The organism is Tellurirhabdus bombi, assembly GCF_021484805.1.
In the GTDB taxonomy this organism is placed as follows: domain Bacteria; phylum Bacteroidota; class Bacteroidia; order Cytophagales; family Spirosomataceae; genus Tellurirhabdus; species Tellurirhabdus bombi.
Genome location: NZ_CP090557.1, coordinates 465,130 through 484,020 on the forward strand (window position 1 = coordinate 465,130; position 18,891 = coordinate 484,020).

The following is an 18,891-nucleotide window of genomic DNA, read 5'->3' on the forward strand; positions in this document are numbered from 1 at the left end:
GTGCCAGGCTCTCAAGAGACTTATCAATTATTCTCCTCAAAATCAACGAAAATGCATAAGTTTTTTATTCAATCCGGTGCTGTTCTAGGACTACTAGCGGTGTCTCTGGGCGCTTTTGGGGCGCATGCTCTCCGGGCCTCGCTGGAAGCTTCCGGGCGCTTTGACACGTACGAAACCGCCGTGAGATACCAGTTCTACCACGCGCTGGCTTTGGTGGCTATCGGGATTTTGCTTCAACTGCCCACGACTTCGCTGGTAGCGGCAAAAACGTATTCCTGGGCGGGTTATGCCTACCTGATTGGGGTGCTTATTTTTAGCGGCTCACTTTATACAATCTGCTTTACCGGGATTACTAAATTTGGGGCCGTAGCTCCTATTGGTGGCCTGGCACTAGTAGCCGGCTGGGCTTTGCTATTCTGGGGCAGCTTACGCAGCTAAAAAGCTTTTTCACCATTGTTTATGGGGCATTCGCTAGGATTTCTACTTTAAAATGATCCCTTCACTAAATAGTTGTTTAACTTGCTTTTTAAAGTGACCATTTTTCATTAGTAATGATTTCACAATGACTAACGAACAGTTGGTAACAACCACTGGCCCGTTACTGGCAGCTATGCTCAATAGCTCACCGATCAGCCATCTGGCCTGCGAATCTGTTCAGAACGGTCAAGGTGAGATTATTGACTTTCGATTGGTGTTTGTTAACACCGCCGCCGCCAACGGATTGGGACAGCGTACGGAAGCTGTTCTTAATCATTCGATAAGTGAATTTGCACCGTTAAATCGCTATGCCTTCTGGTGGAATCACTGGCTGACCGTGGTTGAATCCGGCATATCCCAAACGTATTCGTCCATTCCTTCCTTTCTGGCTGAGTATCCTTTTTTTAGTCAGGTGGCCATTGAGCCCTGGCAGAACGGATTTTTCATGACGTATCAGCTTGACGAGAAACAAACCGCCAACCAGCCTCAAGTTGTTACCCATTCTTCGGCACCAGAAGCCCAAACCTCTCCAAAGCTCCTCAATAACGCCGAACAGCTACAGGCGATAATGAACATTTCGCAAACCGGAATGTTTCTTTTCAAACCTATTTATAATGCGCAGAATGAGCTAATTGACTTTGCTTTTACATTGGCCAATCAGGTACTGGCTACGTATGTTGGTCAGGATGCCCAAACCTTGATTGGCGACTTAGGAAGCCGCTGGTTTCCAGCCTACAAGACCAATGGTTTGTTTGACGCCTACCGTCGCTCGTATGAAGAAAATCAGGTTCAGCGTTTCGAGTTTCATTACAATGATGATGGCATAAACAGCTGGCTGGATATTTTATCTGCTCGCTTTGGCGACCAATGTTTGGTGACTTTCCTGGATATTACGCCCCTGAAAACAGCTATATTTCAGGTTGAGCAAACCGTTAATACACTCGAAAATGTCCTGAACAGTACGCCAACGGGTATCCTGGTCCTGAAAGCCATTCGCGACGATCAGCAGCAAATTTCTGATTTCAAAATCGAAACGGTTAATCAGACTGCCACTGAAAGCATGGCGATGAATGGGCGTTTACTCAAAGGGGAGCGCCTGGGGGCTATTTTTCCAAACTATGCTAATTTGGGGCTATTGGATTTTTACGCCGAAGTGGTCAATACGGGAAAATTACAACGCCGCGAAGTCCATCTGGTTGATGACCAGCTAAACGCCTGGTATGATATTACGGCGGTTAAACAGCACGATGGAGTTGTCATTTCCTACCTCAATATCACGCAGGCAAAGCAGACCCAGTACCAGTTAGAAGCCACTATCCACCAGCTTGAAAATTCCAACGAAAACCTGGAGCAGTTTGCCTACATCGCTTCGCACGACTTGCAGGAACCGCTGCGCAAATTACAGGCTTTTGGGGATGTATTGGAGAACCAATTTGCGGACAGTCTGGCCGAAGGAGAAAAAGACCTGGTGCGCCGGATTCGTAATTCTGCCAAGCGCATGCAGCTGCTGGTAAAAGATTTGCTTACCTATTCCCGACTAGCCACCCAAACCGAGCCATTCACGTTTGTTTCTCTGAACCGCATTCTGGAAGATGTACTCAGTGACCTTGAGCTAACCATTGCCGAAAAGAAAGCCGTGATTCATTTAACCGATCTTCCTTCGGTGCAGGGCATTCCTTTCCGTTTGCGGCAACTCTTTCAAAATCTGTTGTCGAATGCCATCAAATTTAATCAACCTCACACCAGACCGGAAATCCATATCCGCGTCCGCACGACACAACCGAATGAATTACCCGATGTGCTACAGGTCAAGCCCAAACCATACCTGCTGATTGAAGTGCAGGACAACGGTATTGGCTTTGATGAAAAGTATAAAAACCGAATATTTCAGCCTTTTCAGCGCCTTCATGGCCAATCGACGTATGGCGGTACGGGCATAGGGCTGGCTGTTTGTAAGAAAGTCGCCGAGAGCCACGGGGGTACTATTGACGTAGCCAGCCAGCTGGGCGTTGGCTCCACGTTCAAGATTTATTTGCCGCTTTTTACGCCGAATCAGGTCTTAGCTTCCGAAGCTTAACCATCTATTCTCAGCCTAGATCTTTAGGAATGCGTCTCTTTAGACGTTAGCTCTACTGAATTGGTCTGTCGGAAGACGTCTCCATATAGCTTAAAGGCGTTTTCCGCCCCCCACACAATGGCATCATGCTGCTCCTTTGGCTGGCAGATCAGAAAAGCAATCAGCGTTTTCCAATTTTCCAGCGTTTGCTCACCATAGCCCTGATAAAAACGAGCGTTAGCCAGTAAGGGCTGTACTTCAGCGTTTTTCTTCAGGTAGGCCAATACTGTTTTTCCGCCTAGCATTGACCCTTCGGCCACATAAACAGCTCCCACCAACTCCAGTGGTGACCATGAATCGAACAAATCAGGCTGCGTTTTGGGCAGGGGAACAGATTGACTTTCCAGATCATTAATCAACCAGGCGGTCTTCTGCCGACCAGGCAAATCAATGTTTCGAAAAAAGACAGCTTCCCAGGCTAGGGCTTCTTCTAATGCCTGATGAAATACGTAATGAACGCGTAACAAATGCAGGTACTGGGCTTTGGTCAGCTCACCACTTCGCAACTCATCCGAATACAACAGGCTTTCCGTTCTTTCGTGCCATTCGCGGGTTTCCTGTTTCAATCGTTCGGGTAATGTCATAGCGTATTCTAAGGCAGATTTTTTAGTAAACTAGCTGGCGTGGTTCACACTTAACCAGAAATCACAAACGCGGCGCAACAATCCATTGGAGGTATGGTAACTGCCGGGTTTCACAATGTAAGCGTTTACGCCCAGTTCGTAGGAGCGATTAATATCTTTGGGATTATCAGACGTGCTAAATACAATGATAGGCAGCAATTTTGTCCGCTTTTCATTACGAAGCTGCTGAATAATATCAAATCCTGTGTAACCCGGTAAATTCAAATCGAGCAAAACAACTTTTGGCAAGGGAGCAAGCCGACTTGCATATTTCCCCTTAGCGGTCAGGTATTCAACGGCTTCCGAACCCCGATCAATGATTTTACAAGAAATTTTATCGTCTATTTTCTTGATAACTCGGCTAAATACATCTATATCATCCTCATTATCTTCGATATACAATATGTCTAACATTGCCTTACTTAATTTAGGCGTGGGAACGAAATCCAGAAACTGGTCTCTCGATTGGGCTCGCTATGAAACCATATTTTACCATCGTGCCGACCAACAATTCGTTTAACGATAGCCAGTCCCACGCCGGTTCCTTCAAATTCCCGCGCGTTTTCCAGCCTTCTAAAGAGATCAAACATCATTCCGGCCTGTTTCATATCAAAGCCGATACCATTATCCTGCACACAGTAGACCATTTCCTGGTCCGTTTCGTAGCCAGTTACCTTAATAACCGCTTTTTCTACCGGTCGCGTGTATTTCGCAGCGTTGGACAGCAGATTGGCAAACAATTGCGTAATCATGGTCTTGTCGCCGTGTAGCAACGGCACGTCGCCAATGTCGATCGTCAGATTACGGTCTTTTTCGTTTATCAGAATTTCTTCCCGGATGCTATTCAACAGTTCATTCATCGGAATCGGCGTCGCACTCAATTCAATACGACCCATGCGGGAGTAGTAAAGAATGTGACGAATCAATGCCCGCATCCGGTCGGTCGACAGCATGATTTTGTCAAACAAAGCGCGCGCGTCGTCGTTAAAATCAGCGCCGTATTCTTCCAGAATAATCTCTGAGTAACAGCGAATTGACGACAGCGGCGTGCGCAAATCATGCGAAACCGTGTAGCTAAATGCGTCGAGTTCCTCGTAAGCCACCCGCAGGCGTTCGTTCAGCACCCGTACTTCATTGGCTTTGCGGCTAACCACCTGCAACACATCCTCCCGCAGCTTGATTACGGTTGAAATCTCGGCTTCAGACCAGCTTTCCGACGTGTTGCGAACCGTCTGCGTCCAGGCATCAAAGCTCTTGCGGGGGCTGATTCGGGCTTGCCCGTCTTCCTGGGTAACTGGTTTTTCCGGATTTCCGGCCCAGGTAACCTGCCGAATCCGCTCTGGTTTGAACCAAAGCACATACTCGTTCAGTTCCCGCGACAAAGCAATAACCAAAAGACCAGCCGCAACTTCTCGGTAAGCATCCGCCCCCGGACACAGATTCGGCAACTGATTGGTCGACCAGAATGTGTCAAAAGGCAGCGTATTTATCCACTGCACCAATCCGTTGATTTCCTTATCATCCGGGGTCTGCCCCATTCGATGAATTTTATCTTCGTAAATTAGCACGGCCCCGGTAGCAGTAGTCACATCCAAGGCCGTTACATCGTGACGAGTTAATCCCGACACAACATCCCAGTCGCTGAGGGTATAGTTATAAAGGGAATGTTCGTGTTGCTGCAATTTTCGCAGCAGCGTGTTGTCTTCCTCGTCTTTCCGAAACTCCAGCGCCGCCGAGAGCAACTGGCTAACAAATTTGGCCGCCTGGCGGGAAGCGTAATCCACAAAGCGTGGCGTGGAATTGTGGCACGAAATAAGTCCCCAAAGCTCGCCCCGATAGAGCAGCGAAATACTCATGGACGCCTGCACCCCCATGTTTTTCAGGTATTCAATATGCACCGGCGATACCGCCCGCAAGACCGAATGCGTTAGGTCCAACGGAGCCGCTTCATTCTCTGTTCGGGCGGTCAACAAGGCCGCAGGCTTACTGCCTGCATCGGCAATAATTCGGATTAGATTTAGTTTATACAACTCCCGCGCCTGTTTTGGAATATCGGAGGCGGGGTAGTGAAGTCCCAGATAAGGTTCGAGATGGTCGTCTTTTGCTTCGGCAATAACGTGTCCGTGCCAGTCTGCGTCAAAGCGATAAACCATTACCCGATCATACCCAATGATGGCTTTAATGCGCCGGGCGGTGTTTTGCAACAGGTCGGTAAGGGTTTTACTGGACTGGACTTCTGTCAGGGCTTCGGCAATCAATTGTTGCTGGACCAGGGCGGTTCCTGTATCCGTATTCAGCGGCTCCCACTCCAGTAGAATCAGGTTGTTATGCTGGTGGGTAATCAGGTTCCAATCGGTCCCATTTAGCCGGAGGCGGTGCGGATTGAGGGTTTCCCAGGTACCGTTGCGCAAACCAATATTTAGAATCTCTTTCAGGCTCGAAGAACCTAAATCGGTTTGGGAAAGAAAATAATCAATGGATTGTCCCAATACGGCATCAGGTGTCAGGCCAACCAACTCAGCAATGCGTTCACTGACATACTTTATCTGGTACGTATCCGGTGTAATCGCTACCAGATGACCGTGTGACTGAATATGTCCGAGAATATGAATGGGCTCCCGATCACACGCTGTTATATCAACTGGACTGTGATCGATGAGCGAAGAGAGATTACTTGATATCATAGGAATATAAGAAGGCCGCCTATATCAAAAATACATTGAATTGCCGACATTATGATGCAATTCGGCCAACAATTAACAGAAAGCTTATCCTACACGCGCGAGAACATGCTACTGCGCCTGGAATCGAGTTTTAAAAAGATGAACAGCAATATGGAGAACGACCAGAGCGAAGAGCCTCCATAACTAAAATAAGGCAACGGAATACCAATAACCGGCATCAAACCGACTGTCATTCCGATATTAATCATCAGGTGAAAGAAGAAGATTCCGGCGACGCAATACCCATACACCCGCGCAAAGCGCGTTCGCTGTTTTTCGGCCAGCAAAATGATTCGGATTAGTAACATCAAAAACAACCCGACCACAATGACACTGCCCACAAATCCGTGTTCTTCGCCAACGGTACAGAAAATAAAATCGGTGCTTTGTTCAGGTACGAAATCGAATTTTGTCTGTGTTCCCTCTAGAAAACCTTTGCCCCAAAGTCGTCCGGAACCAATGGCAATCTTTGCCTGCGTAACATTCCAACCAACACCGCGCGGATCGATACCGGGATTAATCAACACCTTGATTCGCTTTTGCTGGTGCGGTTGCAAAACGTCATTCACGAAAAAATCAACTCCCGCCACAACTCCGATCATGAGAACGCCCGAAATGACAATAGCCAGCACGTTTTGAACGGATCGCTGGTAGTGCGGAAGTAGAAAGAACGCCCCCCCCGTTAATACCACAATAACCCCCATGATATAGAGCTGCGGAATAAACAACGTCAGGATAAACAAAGCGATAATTACAATGCCGATGAGCGGATAAATGCCCGGCAGCCCTTCCCGATACAACATGATGACGAAGGAAGCAAACACCAGCATGGAACCCGTTTCGTTGGAAGCAATAATCAGCACGGCGGGCAAACCGATGATGGCCGCGCACCAGAGCTGGTCTTTAAGCTTCGTTAGACTGACGCCCGGATAGTCGATGTAACGGGCCAGCGCCAGGGCAGTAGCCAGCTTGGAAAATTCGGCGGGCTGAAGAGAAAAAGAACCGATCTTGAACCAGGAGCGCGACCCTTTGATGGGCGTTCCGGCGACCAGAACCAGCAAGAGCAATAGAATAACTAACCCATAAATAACAAACGCAAACGTATCCCAAAAGCGGTAATTAATCACTAAAATACAGATAATCAGCAGGCCAGCCGTCCCGATCCACATCAATTGCTTGCCCGCGTTAGTAGACATGTCGAAGATACTCGTCTGCTCTTCCGGGCTGTAAACGGCGGCGTAGACATTCAGCCACCCCATCATCACACAGGCGATGTACAGCATGACCGTCACCCAGTCGACGTTGTTTGTTATTTGCGGCTCACGTGCCTGTAAAGGATTCACAGAGTAAGTAGTTACAGTGTTTTAATTTCTATTCAGAGAAGTAGGCTGCGGAACAGACGGCTTTTCGCTGGTGTTGGTTACGGGGCGAACCGGAATCGGTTGCCCGGCGTTAGCCGATCCACCAACGAGCATCGGTTTTCGTTCAGCTGCTTTCTTCGCTGAATCTGGTTTTGGCTGAACAGGCTTTTTCGGATAATTGGACTTTGGCAATGCACCCGCTAGGAAATTTTGCGCCTTTACCCGCGTTTCGAGCGACTTATTAACATGACCTTTCAGGTACTTTTCAATGATCAACGAGGCTACCGGAGCGGCGGCGGCACCACCATCTCCCGCGTTCTCCACAAAAACAGCAATCGCAATCTTCGGATCGTTCCGGGGCGCAAAAGCAATAAAAACCGAATGGTCGGCACCGTGCCGGTTCTGCGACGTTCCTGTTTTACCGCACATCACAATATCGGGAATGAAAGACCGGCGGGCCGTTCCCCGCTCAACCACCATCTGCATACCGTCAATTACGGGCGCAAAATGATTTGAATTGATGCCCACATCATGCTTGACCTGGTATTCTTCATGCATGTTTTTACCGGGTTCGCCAATGCCGCTTACGATGTGTGGCGTGTAGAAATAACCCCGATTGGCAATAATGGCCGCCACGTTGGCCATCTTGAGCGGACTGATTAATAATTCCCCTTCGCCAATGCTAATAGAAGCAATGGTCGAAAATTTCCAGCGTTTTTTCCCTATCCGTTTGTCATAATAGGCTACATCGGGCAGCGTTCCTCTCAGTTCACTGGGCAAATCAATGCCCAGCTTCTGACCAATTCCAAATTTGGACACCCGATTGTGCCAACGCTCGAGACCAACTGCCGAAGCCGTAAATGTGTTGCGTTCTGTATTGTTATAGAGTATCCGTTGAAAAACCCGGTAGAAGTAGGGGTTACAGGAATACTGAACTGCCCCCGATAAATGAATCCCCGCTGGGTGTCCGTGGCATTTCATGGGTACCCCGGCGTGCGAAAAGGTAGAATACTGATTAATGACCCCTTCTTGTAAGCCAACCAGCGACTGAATCAGCTTGAACGTAGAACCTGGCCGATAGCTAGCCTGTATCGGGCGGTTAAACAGGGGCTTGTATGGGTTAGCGGCCAGTTTCTTATAGCTCTTTGAGAAAAAACGGCTCGACAAACTATTGGGGTCGTAGCTGGGTGCCGAGACCATGCACAGGATCTGGCCCGTCGATGGCTCGATAGCCACCACGCTACCTACTTTGTTTTGCATGAGCGTGTCGGCATATTGCTGAATAGTCAGATCAATGCCCGTATACAGACTTTTGCCCGCGACGGCAATCGAGTCAAAAGCGCCGTTTTTCCACGATCCCTTAATGACTCCACGGACATTCTGCATGACAAATTTAATACCCCGGTGCCCCCTCAGCTCTTCTTCGTAAAACTTCTCCAAACCGCTCTTACCAATGTAATCACCCTGCCGATAATAAGGCGTTTCCTGATCTTCGAGCTGCTTTTTGGTGATTTCACTGACATAGCCAAGCGCATTAGCCATGGTTCGCGCCGGATAGGTCCGCATGGAGCTGGTGACGTGTTCAAAGCCCTGGTAATCCACCAGCGCATCTTGAATCCGGGCAAAATCTTCTTTCGACAACTGGCGCAGGAACAAGGACGGCTTAACGGATGAATAAGCTTTTATCTCCGTCATGATGCTATCGAACTCGGTGCGCTCCAGGCCCACTAGCCGGCAAAATGCCAGCGTATCCGGTATGCGTACCTTTTTGGGAGTTACGTAGAGGTCGTAAACAGGCGTATTGTAGACAAGCAGCTGCCCATTCCGGTCATAAATCTGCCCCCGGTGCGGAATTTCAATAATACGCTTGATGGAGTTATTTCGCGCACCCAGTGAGTACGTGTCATCCAAAATCTGTAGGTAAAACAGGCGGGCCAGATACACAAGGCCAACCAGACAGAAAACCCCGATAATTATGTATTTTCTGCTCTCAATCATTCACTAAACTATAATCTAGAAATCTTTATGCTTGTAATTCCCCGTCTAGATTATATACAAAGTTAGTGAGCAGTTAGCAGTATGCAGCCCGCAGTCGAAAAAAAATAAAATTATAATTTCTGCGGCCTGCATACTGCTAACTTTTCAGTTAAAATCCGGCGCCTGTTGTCGTTGTCCGGACGCGGCAAAGGTACATATCAGCAGTGATATAGAGAGTTGAGCCATCATCCCCCCACGCACAGTTGGACGTTGATTCGCCCACGCTGATACGGCCCAGTAATTTGCCCGCCGGTGAAATAATTAATAAACCACCTGGACCCGTCGACCAGACATTCCCGTTTTTATCCACTTTTAATCCATCGGGTACCCCTTTCAATCCCTGCTTCACGGCTTCGGTTCCGTCGTAAAAAACCCGCCCTGTGCCAATGCTTCCATCCGCTTGAATTGGATAGGACATGATAATGGCGCGGGCCGGATCCGACTGGGCGACATAAAGCGTTTTTTCATCCGCCGACAAAGCCACCCCATTCGGACGCGTTAAATTCCCGACCAGCAAGGTCACTTTTCCGTCGGGCTCTACTCGATAAACGCCGTGAATGTCCAATTCGCGTGTTTTAGTATCTTTTTCTCGATCCGGTAAGCCATACGGAGGATCCGTGAAATAGACACTGCCGTTGGAATGAGCTACCAGATCGTTCGGACTGTTGAGGCGTTTGCCCTGGTAACTATCCGCCAGCGTTTTTTTACCGCCGCCGCTCAAAGGCATGGCCGATATGCGCCGGTCGCCGTGCTCTGCCGATAGTAAGCGTCCCTGGCGATCAATGGCTAATCCATTGCTCCCGGGCTCATCACTATATTTACCTAGTCCCGTATAACCAGACGGTTTTAAAAACGAAGTAATACCTTCTTTCTGGGTCCATTTGAAAACCGTATTCTGCGGAACATCGGAAAAAAGCAGATAGCCCCCTTTTTCTTTTACCCAGACAGGGCCTTCCGACCAGACAAAACCCGAAGCCAGTACTTCAATTTTCGCGTCTTTGGGGAGCAATTGATCTAGTTGCGGATCATTTCGGACAATAGAGCCGATGGTCGGATAATTAGATTGGGCAAAAGCAGCCTGTAATCCCAGCGTCATAGTCATAACAGCTAGTTTAAGTTTCATAAATGTTGGGTTAGGTTGCAAGATATACAAAGCTTTACTCACTTTACCTCCACATTCGCCAATCCTACCCCCGGCAAACCATCGGAAGTAGCCCCTTCTGCCTGGACGCGAATCCGCGTTCGCGCATCGGAAGCAAAGAAACTGACCGAGGCTTTTCCTTCCGAATCGGTCGTAATCATGGGTGACCAGAATAAGGTTGGGCGAAAATCGGGACGACGGTTTTCTGGATTATCTTCTCCATACTTAGGGACATAAAATTTCCTTAACTTACTATATCCCTGCAATTTGGTAATCAGTGTCCCCGGGGTAGGGTCTTTCGAAAAATCGTAATCTGGCGCTCCCCGCTTCGTAAAAATAGCAATTGCACCACCTGCCGACCGGCTGCCAAAAATAGCCGCCGAAGCCCCTTTCAAGACATCGATTGACTCAACGTCAGTTACCGCAATGGACGTAATCGTGGACTTATCTACCGGGACACCATCCAGAAGGAACAACGGTTCTACTACGCCCTGAAAATTGGCCGCCCCCCGAATTTGCACCACCGGATCCAGGCTATTGCCCGTTACGGTAACACCTGCCACGCGCCCACGCAAAACATCCAGCACCGTCAGCGCGCCGGCAGAGTTCATTAGATCCAGCTTGATGGTAGCATCGGCTGAGCCGTAAATCTTGCGGCTATCGCGGGGTTCCTCCCGTTTTTTCTTAATCGTAAATGCTTTCAGCAACACTTCCCGATTTCGCCGAATCTGGCGTTCAATCTCCAGATACTCCCGCGTTCGTTTAAGGTATTCGGCCAGTTCATCCCTCTGAAACAGCACCGGATTATACGGAATTTTAATCAGTCTGACTGGCTGGTTTAGCAGATCATCCAGTTTAATGGTCAAGTTTCGGTTGCCTTTCTGGGTAGTACTCTGAATCAGTACATTCGTCGAATCGGCAAAATTTAAATTATCCAGCCTGAACTTCCCGAATTCGTCCGATTCGCCGATCATGAAATCCCGTGTGCTGTCTGGCCGACTAAACATAAAGGTCAGTTTCACCTGTCCGGGTGTCTTCTGATTCAGCCGGGCAACCTGTCCCGTAATGGAAAGCCCTTGTTCAATGGGATATTTTGTGGGTGCATATGAGTCCTGTAAAACGTCCTGCCACGTAAAACGCCGCCAGCCCTGGGTCAGCATCAGCAAGTCCAGTTTGCCATGGCGGTCGGTATTCTTGGGGTCAATGTAATAACCGGGTTGCTCAATAGCTCCCCGCAAATCCGACGTGAGGGTTAGGTACGAATTGATGGTCGTTGCGTAGGGTTCTTTTTCCAGAACCTGTTTCGTGTCAATCGCCGCCAGTGACAAATTTGCCCGCACCGGCGTTCCTTCCTCATTCGTGACGGCGATATCGAATTGCATTTTTTCTCGGGGGGCGTAAACCGTTTTAGTTGGCTTGATTGAAACCGTCAAACGCTCATTCTGATCGATAAAAATAACTCGTTCACAAACAGGCCGGTTTGTTTCGTCAAAGAGCGTCAATTGCGTAATTCCTTCCGAAACCTTATTCCGGGGTATGGGCGCAATAAAGGATTTTTTGGTCACATCGCCCTGCGCGATATGCACCACCTGACCACGCGTTTGCGCTACGAGTGTGAATAATCCCTGCGCACCAGCCGCCTTGTTGTTTCGGATAAAAACCCGCACATTCTCGCGGTTCGAAAGATTATCAACCAGCATCGAAAAGCCTTCCGCTTGCGCAGGTGGGATTGGGTAGTCAAACTTCCGACCATCCGGAAATTTCAAATAAGCCGTGTATTTTTTACCTGCTTCTGGGGTCAGGTTAAAAGAACCCATGCCGAGATGCATGCTTGCAAAGCCAGTAAGTGTATCACCCGCCGGATTTAAAACAAACCCTTCAACATCCAGCCCTTTCCCATTGGGACCTATCGCTTTAAACCCGATTCGATTGTCCAGACCTTGTATGAGCTGCCCCCCTTCCGGGAAAAACTGCAGATCAGGCCGTATCGTTTCTACCGCTGCACTCGTCAATCCAGCGGATAGCTCGCCTTCATCTGTACGCAGAATGGTAACCGGTTTATTAAAAAAATCCTCTTCCGAGAAATTGCGCATCCACCCCGTGTAGCTGCGCAGTAAGTAAGCTCCCGCCAGCAACGAATCGGGAAGCTGGAGGTCACCCGGCGCATACCCATTTTCGGCCCGCAGTATTTTATGAATAATGACTTTCTGGGTTTCCAGATGGACGAGATCCACGTACAGGGTCCGGCTAACCGAATCCGAACGATGGGTAATGCCGTCGAATAAGTAGCCTTTCAGCCAGATGGTTTCTCCGGCAGCGTAATAGGGGCGATCCGTGTGAAGGTAGACTTTTTCTTTGGGGTAGGTTTGGTGAAAAGCAAATAACCGTTCAATAAGTCGTTTAGGAAAATCGTTGTTTACCCATTGGTAGGCCATGAAGACAGGCGCAGTTACCAAAAAAAGGATAACAGAAAAAGGTTTTTTAGGCAACATACAATAGTTTTTCGGTGAATTGGCTTATAAAGTAAAGAGAAGCCTATAAATTCGCAAAAACCCTTCCTCGCAGAAATGATCTATTCTTCATCGAAGGTGGCCTTAGTAGTTGGGGCGACCGGCCTCGTCGGCAGCTTACTAACTCACCGCCTGGTTGATTCTCTCTATTACGAACGCGTCAAAGTGCTCGTGCGTCAGCCACTCGGCTGGCAGCACCCTCGCTTGCAGGAAATTCAGTACGATTTTGATCATCCAAACGGCTTATTGGCTCAGGCTGACGATGTGTTCTGTTGCCTGGGTACGACCATGAAAAAAGCGGGTTCGAAGGAAGCTTTTCGCAAAGTAGATTATCAGTATCCACTGGATGTCGCTCGCCTGGCCCGCAGCAACGGCGCCCATCAATTCTTTATGGTTTCATCGATGGGCTCTGATGTCAATTCACGGTTTTTTTATAACCGAGTCAAAGGTGAAGCCGAACGGGATATTTTCGCCGTAGGGTTTCCTACCTTCGTGGTTGTCCGGCCATCGCTCTTATTGGGGGACCGAAAAGAGTTTCGGTTGGGCGAGAAAATCGGCGAAGGGCTAATGCGGTTAGTTAATCCACTCGTCCCCGCGAAATACAAAGCCATCCGTGCCGACCAGGTAGCGAACGCCATGCTGACGCTGGCGCAGAAAAATATGGCGGGTATTCACATCATTGAAAACGATCAATTGCAGGCCTATTAAAAAAGGGAAAGTACAGAGTTGTACTTTCCCTTTTTTAGGAACCCTACTTTATGTTTACTTCCATTTCTGCTCCAGCATCTTGATAAAGTACCCACCGACTACCGAGCGGGCCTGAAAACCAACCTGCTTGCCATCTGTCGTTTCGTGCCAATCACTCAGCGGAACGCGGCTAGGCGTCTGATCTGCATAGCGGTGAATTGGTTTGATGAAACTAACAAAATCTTGCTGGCTATCGGCCAACGTAGCTGTCCAGATAATCCAGTCGCTCTTCGTGTACGTTTTTCGGCTATCGAGTGGCAGGCCAAACGGTTTTTGCTGCGTCAGGTAATACGCAACTTCCTTCTTCGCTACTTCGGGCGGGAAAATCTTCAAATCTAACAGCTTGTCCCAAACCAGGTTGTATTTCTGGCTCCAGGTGCCTTTTTTGTCAAACGTAAGGGCGTAATGGTTGCCATCCTGCGCCATTTGCATCCATTTTTGTGCCAGTTCCCGCGCTAGTTTCAGGTGCTGCTCGCCTACGTCGGCCTGTCCAAGTTGTTTAGCAAGCTGCCCGTAAACGGCGATTCCCATAATAGCTTTCACCGACAAATTGGCATTCCGGGCCAGGTGACCAGCGAAGTCATCCGTACAAAGTTGATTGGCAGGATCGAAACCTTCTTTTTTCAGGTACTCAACCCATTCCGTTAGCGTTGCCCAATGCTGTTTGGCATAAGATGGATTTCCCTCCGCCCGGGCGATGGCTCCGGCCAGAATGAGCATGTTTCCGCACTCTTCAACGGGCATATCTTCGCCATACGTCTGTCCGTTGGCCAGCGGATAAGTACCGACATCGTGAGCCGCAAAAGGCTTCTTCCATTTTCCACTCTCTGAATAATAGAAAATGGGTTCCATCATTCCTTTCAGCAAGGTTGGGTTGTAAAGCAAGAATAGAGGCGCCGACGGATACGTTACATCCACTGTCCCGATTGAGCCATTTGAGAAATTTTCTTTAGAGAAAAATAAGACTTCTCCTTTTGGACCAGCCACGGTTTTGTGGGCAGAAATAGCCTGACGATAGCCTAACTGACACAAATCAGCGTATTCTTTACCCCCCGCTTTCTGGGCATCGTTATAAAGCTGCTGATCAAATTGACGGCATTTCTGCATAACTCTTGCATACTCCCGTTCTGCATCAGCCAGCATTTTATCAGCACTCATGCTGGAATCCCGGCGCCACCAGCCACGTTGATTTTGACCGAAATATTGCACTGAATACAAATCGTCATAGGCAACAATAACGTGGGCAGCTTTCGGAGCGGTGACTACGGCCCCCAATTCATTAATCATAGCAATAGCCCGTCGCCCTGCCTCCGCCGGTACGACGTTTGCTTCTGAATTCCCTTGGACATCGCCTCGCTGGCTGAACATACTAGCTAGCTCAACCGGTGAGTTAATTGCTAATTTATTGATGGATGTACCTGCCAGATAAGCATTTCCCCAATCGATTCGTACGTCATCTCCTTTTTGGCCCAGCACCTTCTGCGTTGTTGAACCGATCCACATGGATGTCAAACCATCGACCCGCTTAGCCTGAGCCTTTACTGTCTGGTCCGGCTTGTTCACCGCTACCAAACCAGAAAGCGTGGTCATCACCTCAACTTTGTGTGGTTTACCATCCGTTGATCGAGCGCTGTAGGTGATGTACGAAGCTGGCCGGGTCAGGGTTTCCATTTCATCCAGCAGGAACGGTGTTGTGAAGGTTACCGTTAGGTTCACGGGTCCTGCCTTAAATCCATACTCACTTTGTGTAGCCGTTACTTTCAGGGATTGCTGTGTTGCTTTGACGATAGCACCGGGCAATTTTACCGCCTGTTCGTCTACCAGTCCAACGTCTACAAAGGAATTACCGGAAGGATTTTTACAATAAACTGCCAGCAGATTTTTTCCAGTCTTTAAAGTAGCCAATGCCGCCGGGCTAATAGGGCGTGTCTGGTAATCACTCGTGATGCCTTCTACTTCGTATGCTTTTACGCCGTTCAGGTAGACTTCAACAGCATCGTTATTACTTAGATAAAGCAGCAGTTTCTGATGATTCAAGTCGTTCAAGGTCACTATCCGGCGAAACCAGATTTCTTTTTGCCATTCTGTATTGGGTTTGGCCGGATGCCGGTCGCTTTGATTACCAAACGGAGCTTGTCCGGTTTTCCAGGCACCATTGGCCGAGAAATTCGGTTTTTCCCAGCCATTTGCAGGTTTTTCTAACGTATACAGGGCTTCATAAGGCTGCTTCTGCCCCGTTGGTACAACCGGAGCCAACACCATTGCTGGTGCTCCCATGAATTGAAAGGTTTTCCCATCTACACGGACGTAACCGTTTAACGGTTGTTCTTTTCCGGTCCAATGGCGAGTCGGTGCATCATTCAACCGATCATTAAACGACCAAAGGCTTGTATAGGGGTCAATTGTAATAAGTGGAACCGCAGGTGGGCGCTGGGCAAATCCCGAATACCCAATGAAGAGTAAGCAATAAGTAGCAAGCAAAAGCCGGAAACGGGTCCGGGAAAAAACTTTGTTCATGCAGATCTAGGATGTGTTTAATTAAATAACGGAGTAAAAAGGGTTTCCTTGTTCTGGCCTGCTTACGTGAATAAATAGGCCGGTTTTTCATCTATTAGCCTTGTGTTTATTGAAATTTCCCGAAATTAACCACTTCTTATTTATATCCTGAAATACTTTTCGCTTCATCGGCCATGAAAACGTTCGTTCACGTTCGCTCTGCAACTCCACAGGACGAACAAATTGTCTATGAATTTATATGTAGCTTGGAAGAAACAGAGCTTGATCCAGTGGCTTTCCGAACTGTTTTTTTGCGTAATCTGGCCGATCCGGAAATCCATTATTTTATTGCTATTCAGGAAAATACAGCTGTTGGTTTCATAAGTTGTCATTGTCAATACTTGCTTCATCATGCGGGAAAAATTGCCGAGATTCAAGAATTGTACGTGCGGCCGGAATACCGTAATCAGCAAATTGGCCGCCAGTTGCTGGCTCATGTAGAGCAGTTAGCCATACAACAGCACTGGATTAATCTGGAAGTCACCACCAACCAGCGGCGAAAAGATGCGCATCGCTTTTACCAAAGTCTGGATTTTCAGCCATCTCACTATAAATTTGTTAAATCCCTAAAATTACCCGCATGATTCTGCGCTTTCTGACGATAACCTTTCTCTTTTATTACGCTTTTACTTCGCTTCAAGCCCAACCCGCCGCAATTGGTTCTACGAAAGAAGATCCAAAATTGGCTCGCCAGTTAGAAGATTTATTGAAAGGCTTTCGGGGAAATGCTGGCGTTTACGTACGAAATCTGAAAACGGGGCGGACGGTAGCTATTCAGGCCGATTCGCTCTTTCCGACAGCCAGCACCATTAAAGTCCCAATTATGTGCGGTGTGTTTGATAAATTACACAAAGGTGAACTCTCCTACCACAAAGAGCTGGTTTACCGCGACTCACTGCGGTATGATAATGAGATTGTTGGCTCGCTGAAAGATAGCACCAAGATACCATTAAGCTACGTCATGATGCTGATGGAAACAATTAGTGACAATACGGGCAGTCTTTGGTTACAGGCACTAGCGGGTGGAGGAACAAAAATTAATGAGTGGCTGGAAACCAATGGTTTTCACCATATCCGGGTTAATTCACGTACGCCTGGTCGGGAGGCCAATCGCAAGCAATACGGTTGGGGGCAGACGTCACCGCGCGACCTGGCTGAGTTGCTGGTTTATATTCGCCAGGGAAAAGCCATCAGCCCGGATGTTAGTGATCGGATGTACCGTAATCTTACCCGTCAGTTCTGGGATGGAGGAGGGCTTTCCCAGCTACCTCCTGAGATAAAAGTTGGCACTAAAAATGGCGCTGTTGACCAGTCTAAATCGGAAGTAGTTCTGGTCCATGCGCCCCACGGCGAATACGTTTATTGTGTCATGACCAGTAATCAGGTGGATCAACGCTGGGAACGAAGCAACGAAGGTTCCGAATTATTGCGCAAGGTGGGCGCATTACTCTGGCACTATTTCGAACCTAAATCCAGTTGGAAGCCTGTAGAAGGCTACGAGAAATGGTGATTATTGCCGGTTTCGGTTTTGCCAGTATTCATTAACATCTTTAAATCCTTCTTTGACTTGTTTAACGTGGGTCGAAATCAGGTGTTCGGCAAATGCTTCGGTAAACTCCTGCGCCGCCTTTTGACCCGCGTTATCATTGTCAAAATAAAAACATACTTCTACCCGCCGGAGAAGTCTGGCCCATTCGCGTTTAAACATGGTAGCGCTTCCCAGGCTCACAGCGGGCAAACCTTCCTGCATCAAAGCCATGCAATCGAAAGCTCCTTCAGTTAGGTAAACCAGTTGTCCGGTACGCACCACATCCAGTACATCCGCGTTAAACAACTCAACGGGAACACCACTCAAAAATTGGTATTTGGCGTAGGTACTGCTCGGGTTGCCAACAATGCGACCTTGCAGAAACACAACACGCTCTCGTTTGTAGTAAGGAATAATGATGATATGGCGATAAAAAATCAAGTTTCCTTTCTCGTTGAACAGGCCACACTCCTGCAAATCAGACAAAGCATACGTATTTCGCAAATAGGCTTGCACGGCTTCATAATCAGAAACAATAAACAAGCGAAAACGCCGCAAAGTCGATTCGTCAAAACCTCGGTCCAGCAGGTATTGCCACGCTTCGTAATAGGCCTGCGTTTTGGGCAACGTCTCGCAAAAACGTTGGAAGTCTTCGTAGATAACGCTATGAAGTAATTTGTAGCGATACTTTTTTGTATCTTCTGGAATAGCCATTTTCTTGCTTTTCCCAGCAACGGATTGAATGCGTTTGAGGTGGCCTCGCTTGTAATGCTCTGACTGATAATTGCTCAGGTAGTTAAAAGCCAGCTCATGCATGGCAGTTGTATAGTCTTGATTCGATACCCCCGCGTAAAAATTAATTACGTCGCCCCGCCGTCCGCAGCCAAAGCAATGATAGGTATTGCTTTGCGGATAGATAACCAGGGAAGGCGTTTTTTCCGCATGAAATGGGCAAACCAACTTCCGAAACTGCATTAAGTCAAAGCCTAAATCGGTTACCACGCGAACAATATCTACTGCGCGTACCTGCGTCAATAAATCCATATTTTAATTTTCAGAAATTCTCAGCTAA

14 protein-coding genes are annotated in these 18,891 nt (G+C 48.1%); 5 read left to right on the forward strand and 9 right to left on the reverse strand.

What is annotated here, in order from left to right; all coding sequences use genetic code 11:
- Positions 1-51: 51 nt before the first annotated feature.
- Positions 52-438, forward strand: a complete 387-nt coding sequence (locus L0Y31_RS02150; RefSeq protein WP_234735453.1) for a DUF423 domain-containing protein — start codon at positions 52-54, stop codon at positions 436-438.
- A gap of 124 nt (positions 439-562) precedes the next feature.
- Positions 563-2,554, forward strand: coding sequence for a sensor histidine kinase (locus L0Y31_RS02155; RefSeq protein ID WP_234735455.1), 1,992 nt, complete (start codon positions 563-565; stop codon positions 2,552-2,554).
- Between the two features lie 23 nt (positions 2,555-2,577).
- On the opposite strand, the gene L0Y31_RS02160 is transcribed toward L0Y31_RS02155, so the two are convergent.
- The 7 genes from L0Y31_RS02160 to L0Y31_RS02190 all read right to left on the reverse strand — a co-directional run bounded on the left by L0Y31_RS02160 (position 2,578) and on the right by L0Y31_RS02190 (position 12,913).
- Positions 2,578-3,177 carry a biliverdin-producing heme oxygenase gene (locus L0Y31_RS02160; RefSeq protein WP_234735457.1) on the reverse strand — a complete coding sequence of 200 codons (600 nt, stop codon included), beginning with the start codon at positions 3,175-3,177 and terminating at the stop codon, positions 2,578-2,580.
- A gap of 30 nt (positions 3,178-3,207) precedes the next feature.
- The gene (locus L0Y31_RS02165; protein WP_234735460.1) at positions 3,208-3,630 is read right to left on the reverse strand and encodes a response regulator; all 423 of its coding nucleotides are present in this window, start codon (positions 3,628-3,630) and stop codon (positions 3,208-3,210) included.
- 8 nt (positions 3,631-3,638) lie between these two features.
- The gene (locus tag L0Y31_RS02170) at positions 3,639-5,900 is read right to left on the reverse strand and encodes an ATP-binding protein (protein ID WP_234735461.1); all 2,262 of its coding nucleotides are present in this window, start codon (positions 5,898-5,900) and stop codon (positions 3,639-3,641) included.
- 89 nt (positions 5,901-5,989) lie between these two features.
- Positions 5,990-7,282 (reverse strand): rod shape-determining protein RodA, encoded by a 1,293-nt coding sequence (rodA, locus tag L0Y31_RS02175; RefSeq protein WP_255772924.1) that lies wholly within the window; start codon positions 7,280-7,282, stop codon positions 5,990-5,992.
- Positions 7,283-7,303: 21 nt separating this feature from the next.
- Positions 7,304-9,298, reverse strand: a complete 1,995-nt coding sequence (mrdA, locus tag L0Y31_RS02180) for a penicillin-binding protein 2 (RefSeq protein ID WP_234735463.1) — start codon at positions 9,296-9,298, stop codon at positions 7,304-7,306.
- Positions 9,299-9,446: 148 nt separating this feature from the next.
- A complete protein-coding gene (locus tag L0Y31_RS02185; protein ID WP_234735465.1) occupies positions 9,447-10,460 on the reverse strand; it encodes an SMP-30/gluconolactonase/LRE family protein in 1,014 nt (337 codons plus the stop codon).
- A 38-nt stretch (positions 10,461-10,498) separates the two neighbouring features.
- A complete protein-coding gene (locus L0Y31_RS02190; protein WP_234735467.1) occupies positions 10,499-12,913 on the reverse strand; it encodes a TonB-dependent receptor plug domain-containing protein in 2,415 nt (804 codons plus the stop codon).
- A gap of 132 nt (positions 12,914-13,045) precedes the next feature.
- Here L0Y31_RS02190 and L0Y31_RS02195 point away from each other — a divergent pair, with 132 nt between their 5' ends.
- Positions 13,046-13,696 (forward strand): oxidoreductase, encoded by a 651-nt coding sequence (locus L0Y31_RS02195; RefSeq protein WP_234735468.1) that lies wholly within the window; start codon positions 13,046-13,048, stop codon positions 13,694-13,696.
- A gap of 54 nt (positions 13,697-13,750) precedes the next feature.
- Here L0Y31_RS02195 and L0Y31_RS02200 read toward each other — a convergent pair whose 3' ends face one another.
- Entirely contained in the window at positions 13,751-16,252 is a 2,502-nt protein-coding gene (locus L0Y31_RS02200; RefSeq protein WP_234735469.1) for a glutaminase family protein, read from the reverse strand.
- A 173-nt stretch (positions 16,253-16,425) separates the two neighbouring features.
- On the opposite strand from L0Y31_RS02200, the gene L0Y31_RS02205 reads away from it, so the two are divergent.
- Together L0Y31_RS02205 and L0Y31_RS02210 are read left to right on the forward strand one after the other, a co-directional pair.
- The gene (locus L0Y31_RS02205) at positions 16,426-16,875 is read left to right on the forward strand and encodes a GNAT family N-acetyltransferase (protein ID WP_234735470.1); all 450 of its coding nucleotides are present in this window, start codon (positions 16,426-16,428) and stop codon (positions 16,873-16,875) included.
- A complete protein-coding gene (locus L0Y31_RS02210) occupies positions 16,872-17,801 on the forward strand; it encodes a serine hydrolase (RefSeq protein ID WP_234735472.1) in 930 nt (309 codons plus the stop codon). The genes L0Y31_RS02205 and L0Y31_RS02210 overlap by 4 nt, the downstream gene beginning before the upstream one ends.
- Here L0Y31_RS02210 and L0Y31_RS02215 read toward each other — a convergent pair whose 3' ends face one another.
- Entirely contained in the window at positions 17,802-18,863 is a 1,062-nt protein-coding gene (locus L0Y31_RS02215) for a CHC2 zinc finger domain-containing protein (protein ID WP_234735474.1), read from the reverse strand.
- Positions 18,864-18,891 lie beyond the last annotated feature (28 nt).

What these genes read in the sequence shown, in the direction of transcription:
- L0Y31_RS02150 (WP_234735453.1), top strand. Translation starts at nt 52, where the DNA reads ATGCATAAGTTTTTTATTCAATCCGGTGCTGTTCTAGGACTACTAGCG.
- L0Y31_RS02155 (WP_234735455.1), top strand. Translation starts at nt 563, where the DNA reads ATGACTAACGAACAGTTGGTAACAACCACTGGCCCGTTACTGGCAGCT.
- L0Y31_RS02160 (WP_234735457.1), bottom strand. Translation starts at nt 3,177, where the DNA reads ATGACATTACCCGAACGATTGAAACAGGAAACCCGCGAATGGCACGAA.
- L0Y31_RS02165 (WP_234735460.1), bottom strand. Translation starts at nt 3,630, where the DNA reads ATGTTAGACATATTGTATATCGAAGATAATGAGGATGATATAGATGTA.
- L0Y31_RS02170 (WP_234735461.1), bottom strand. Translation starts at nt 5,900, where the DNA reads ATGATATCAAGTAATCTCTCTTCGCTCATCGATCACAGTCCAGTTGAT.
- mrdA (WP_234735463.1), bottom strand. Translation starts at nt 9,298, where the DNA reads ATGATTGAGAGCAGAAAATACATAATTATCGGGGTTTTCTGTCTGGTT.
- L0Y31_RS02185 (WP_234735465.1), bottom strand. Translation starts at nt 10,460, where the DNA reads ATGAAACTTAAACTAGCTGTTATGACTATGACGCTGGGATTACAGGCT.
- L0Y31_RS02190 (WP_234735467.1), bottom strand. Translation starts at nt 12,913, where the DNA reads ATGGCCTACCAATGGGTAAACAACGATTTTCCTAAACGACTTATTGAA.
- L0Y31_RS02195 (WP_234735468.1), top strand. Translation starts at nt 13,046, where the DNA reads ATGATCTATTCTTCATCGAAGGTGGCCTTAGTAGTTGGGGCGACCGGC.
- L0Y31_RS02200 (WP_234735469.1), bottom strand. Translation starts at nt 16,252, where the DNA reads ATGAACAAAGTTTTTTCCCGGACCCGTTTCCGGCTTTTGCTTGCTACT.
- L0Y31_RS02205 (WP_234735470.1), top strand. Translation starts at nt 16,426, where the DNA reads ATGAAAACGTTCGTTCACGTTCGCTCTGCAACTCCACAGGACGAACAA.
- L0Y31_RS02210 (WP_234735472.1), top strand. Translation starts at nt 16,872, where the DNA reads ATGATTCTGCGCTTTCTGACGATAACCTTTCTCTTTTATTACGCTTTT.
- L0Y31_RS02215 (WP_234735474.1), bottom strand. Translation starts at nt 18,863, where the DNA reads ATGGATTTATTGACGCAGGTACGCGCAGTAGATATTGTTCGCGTGGTA.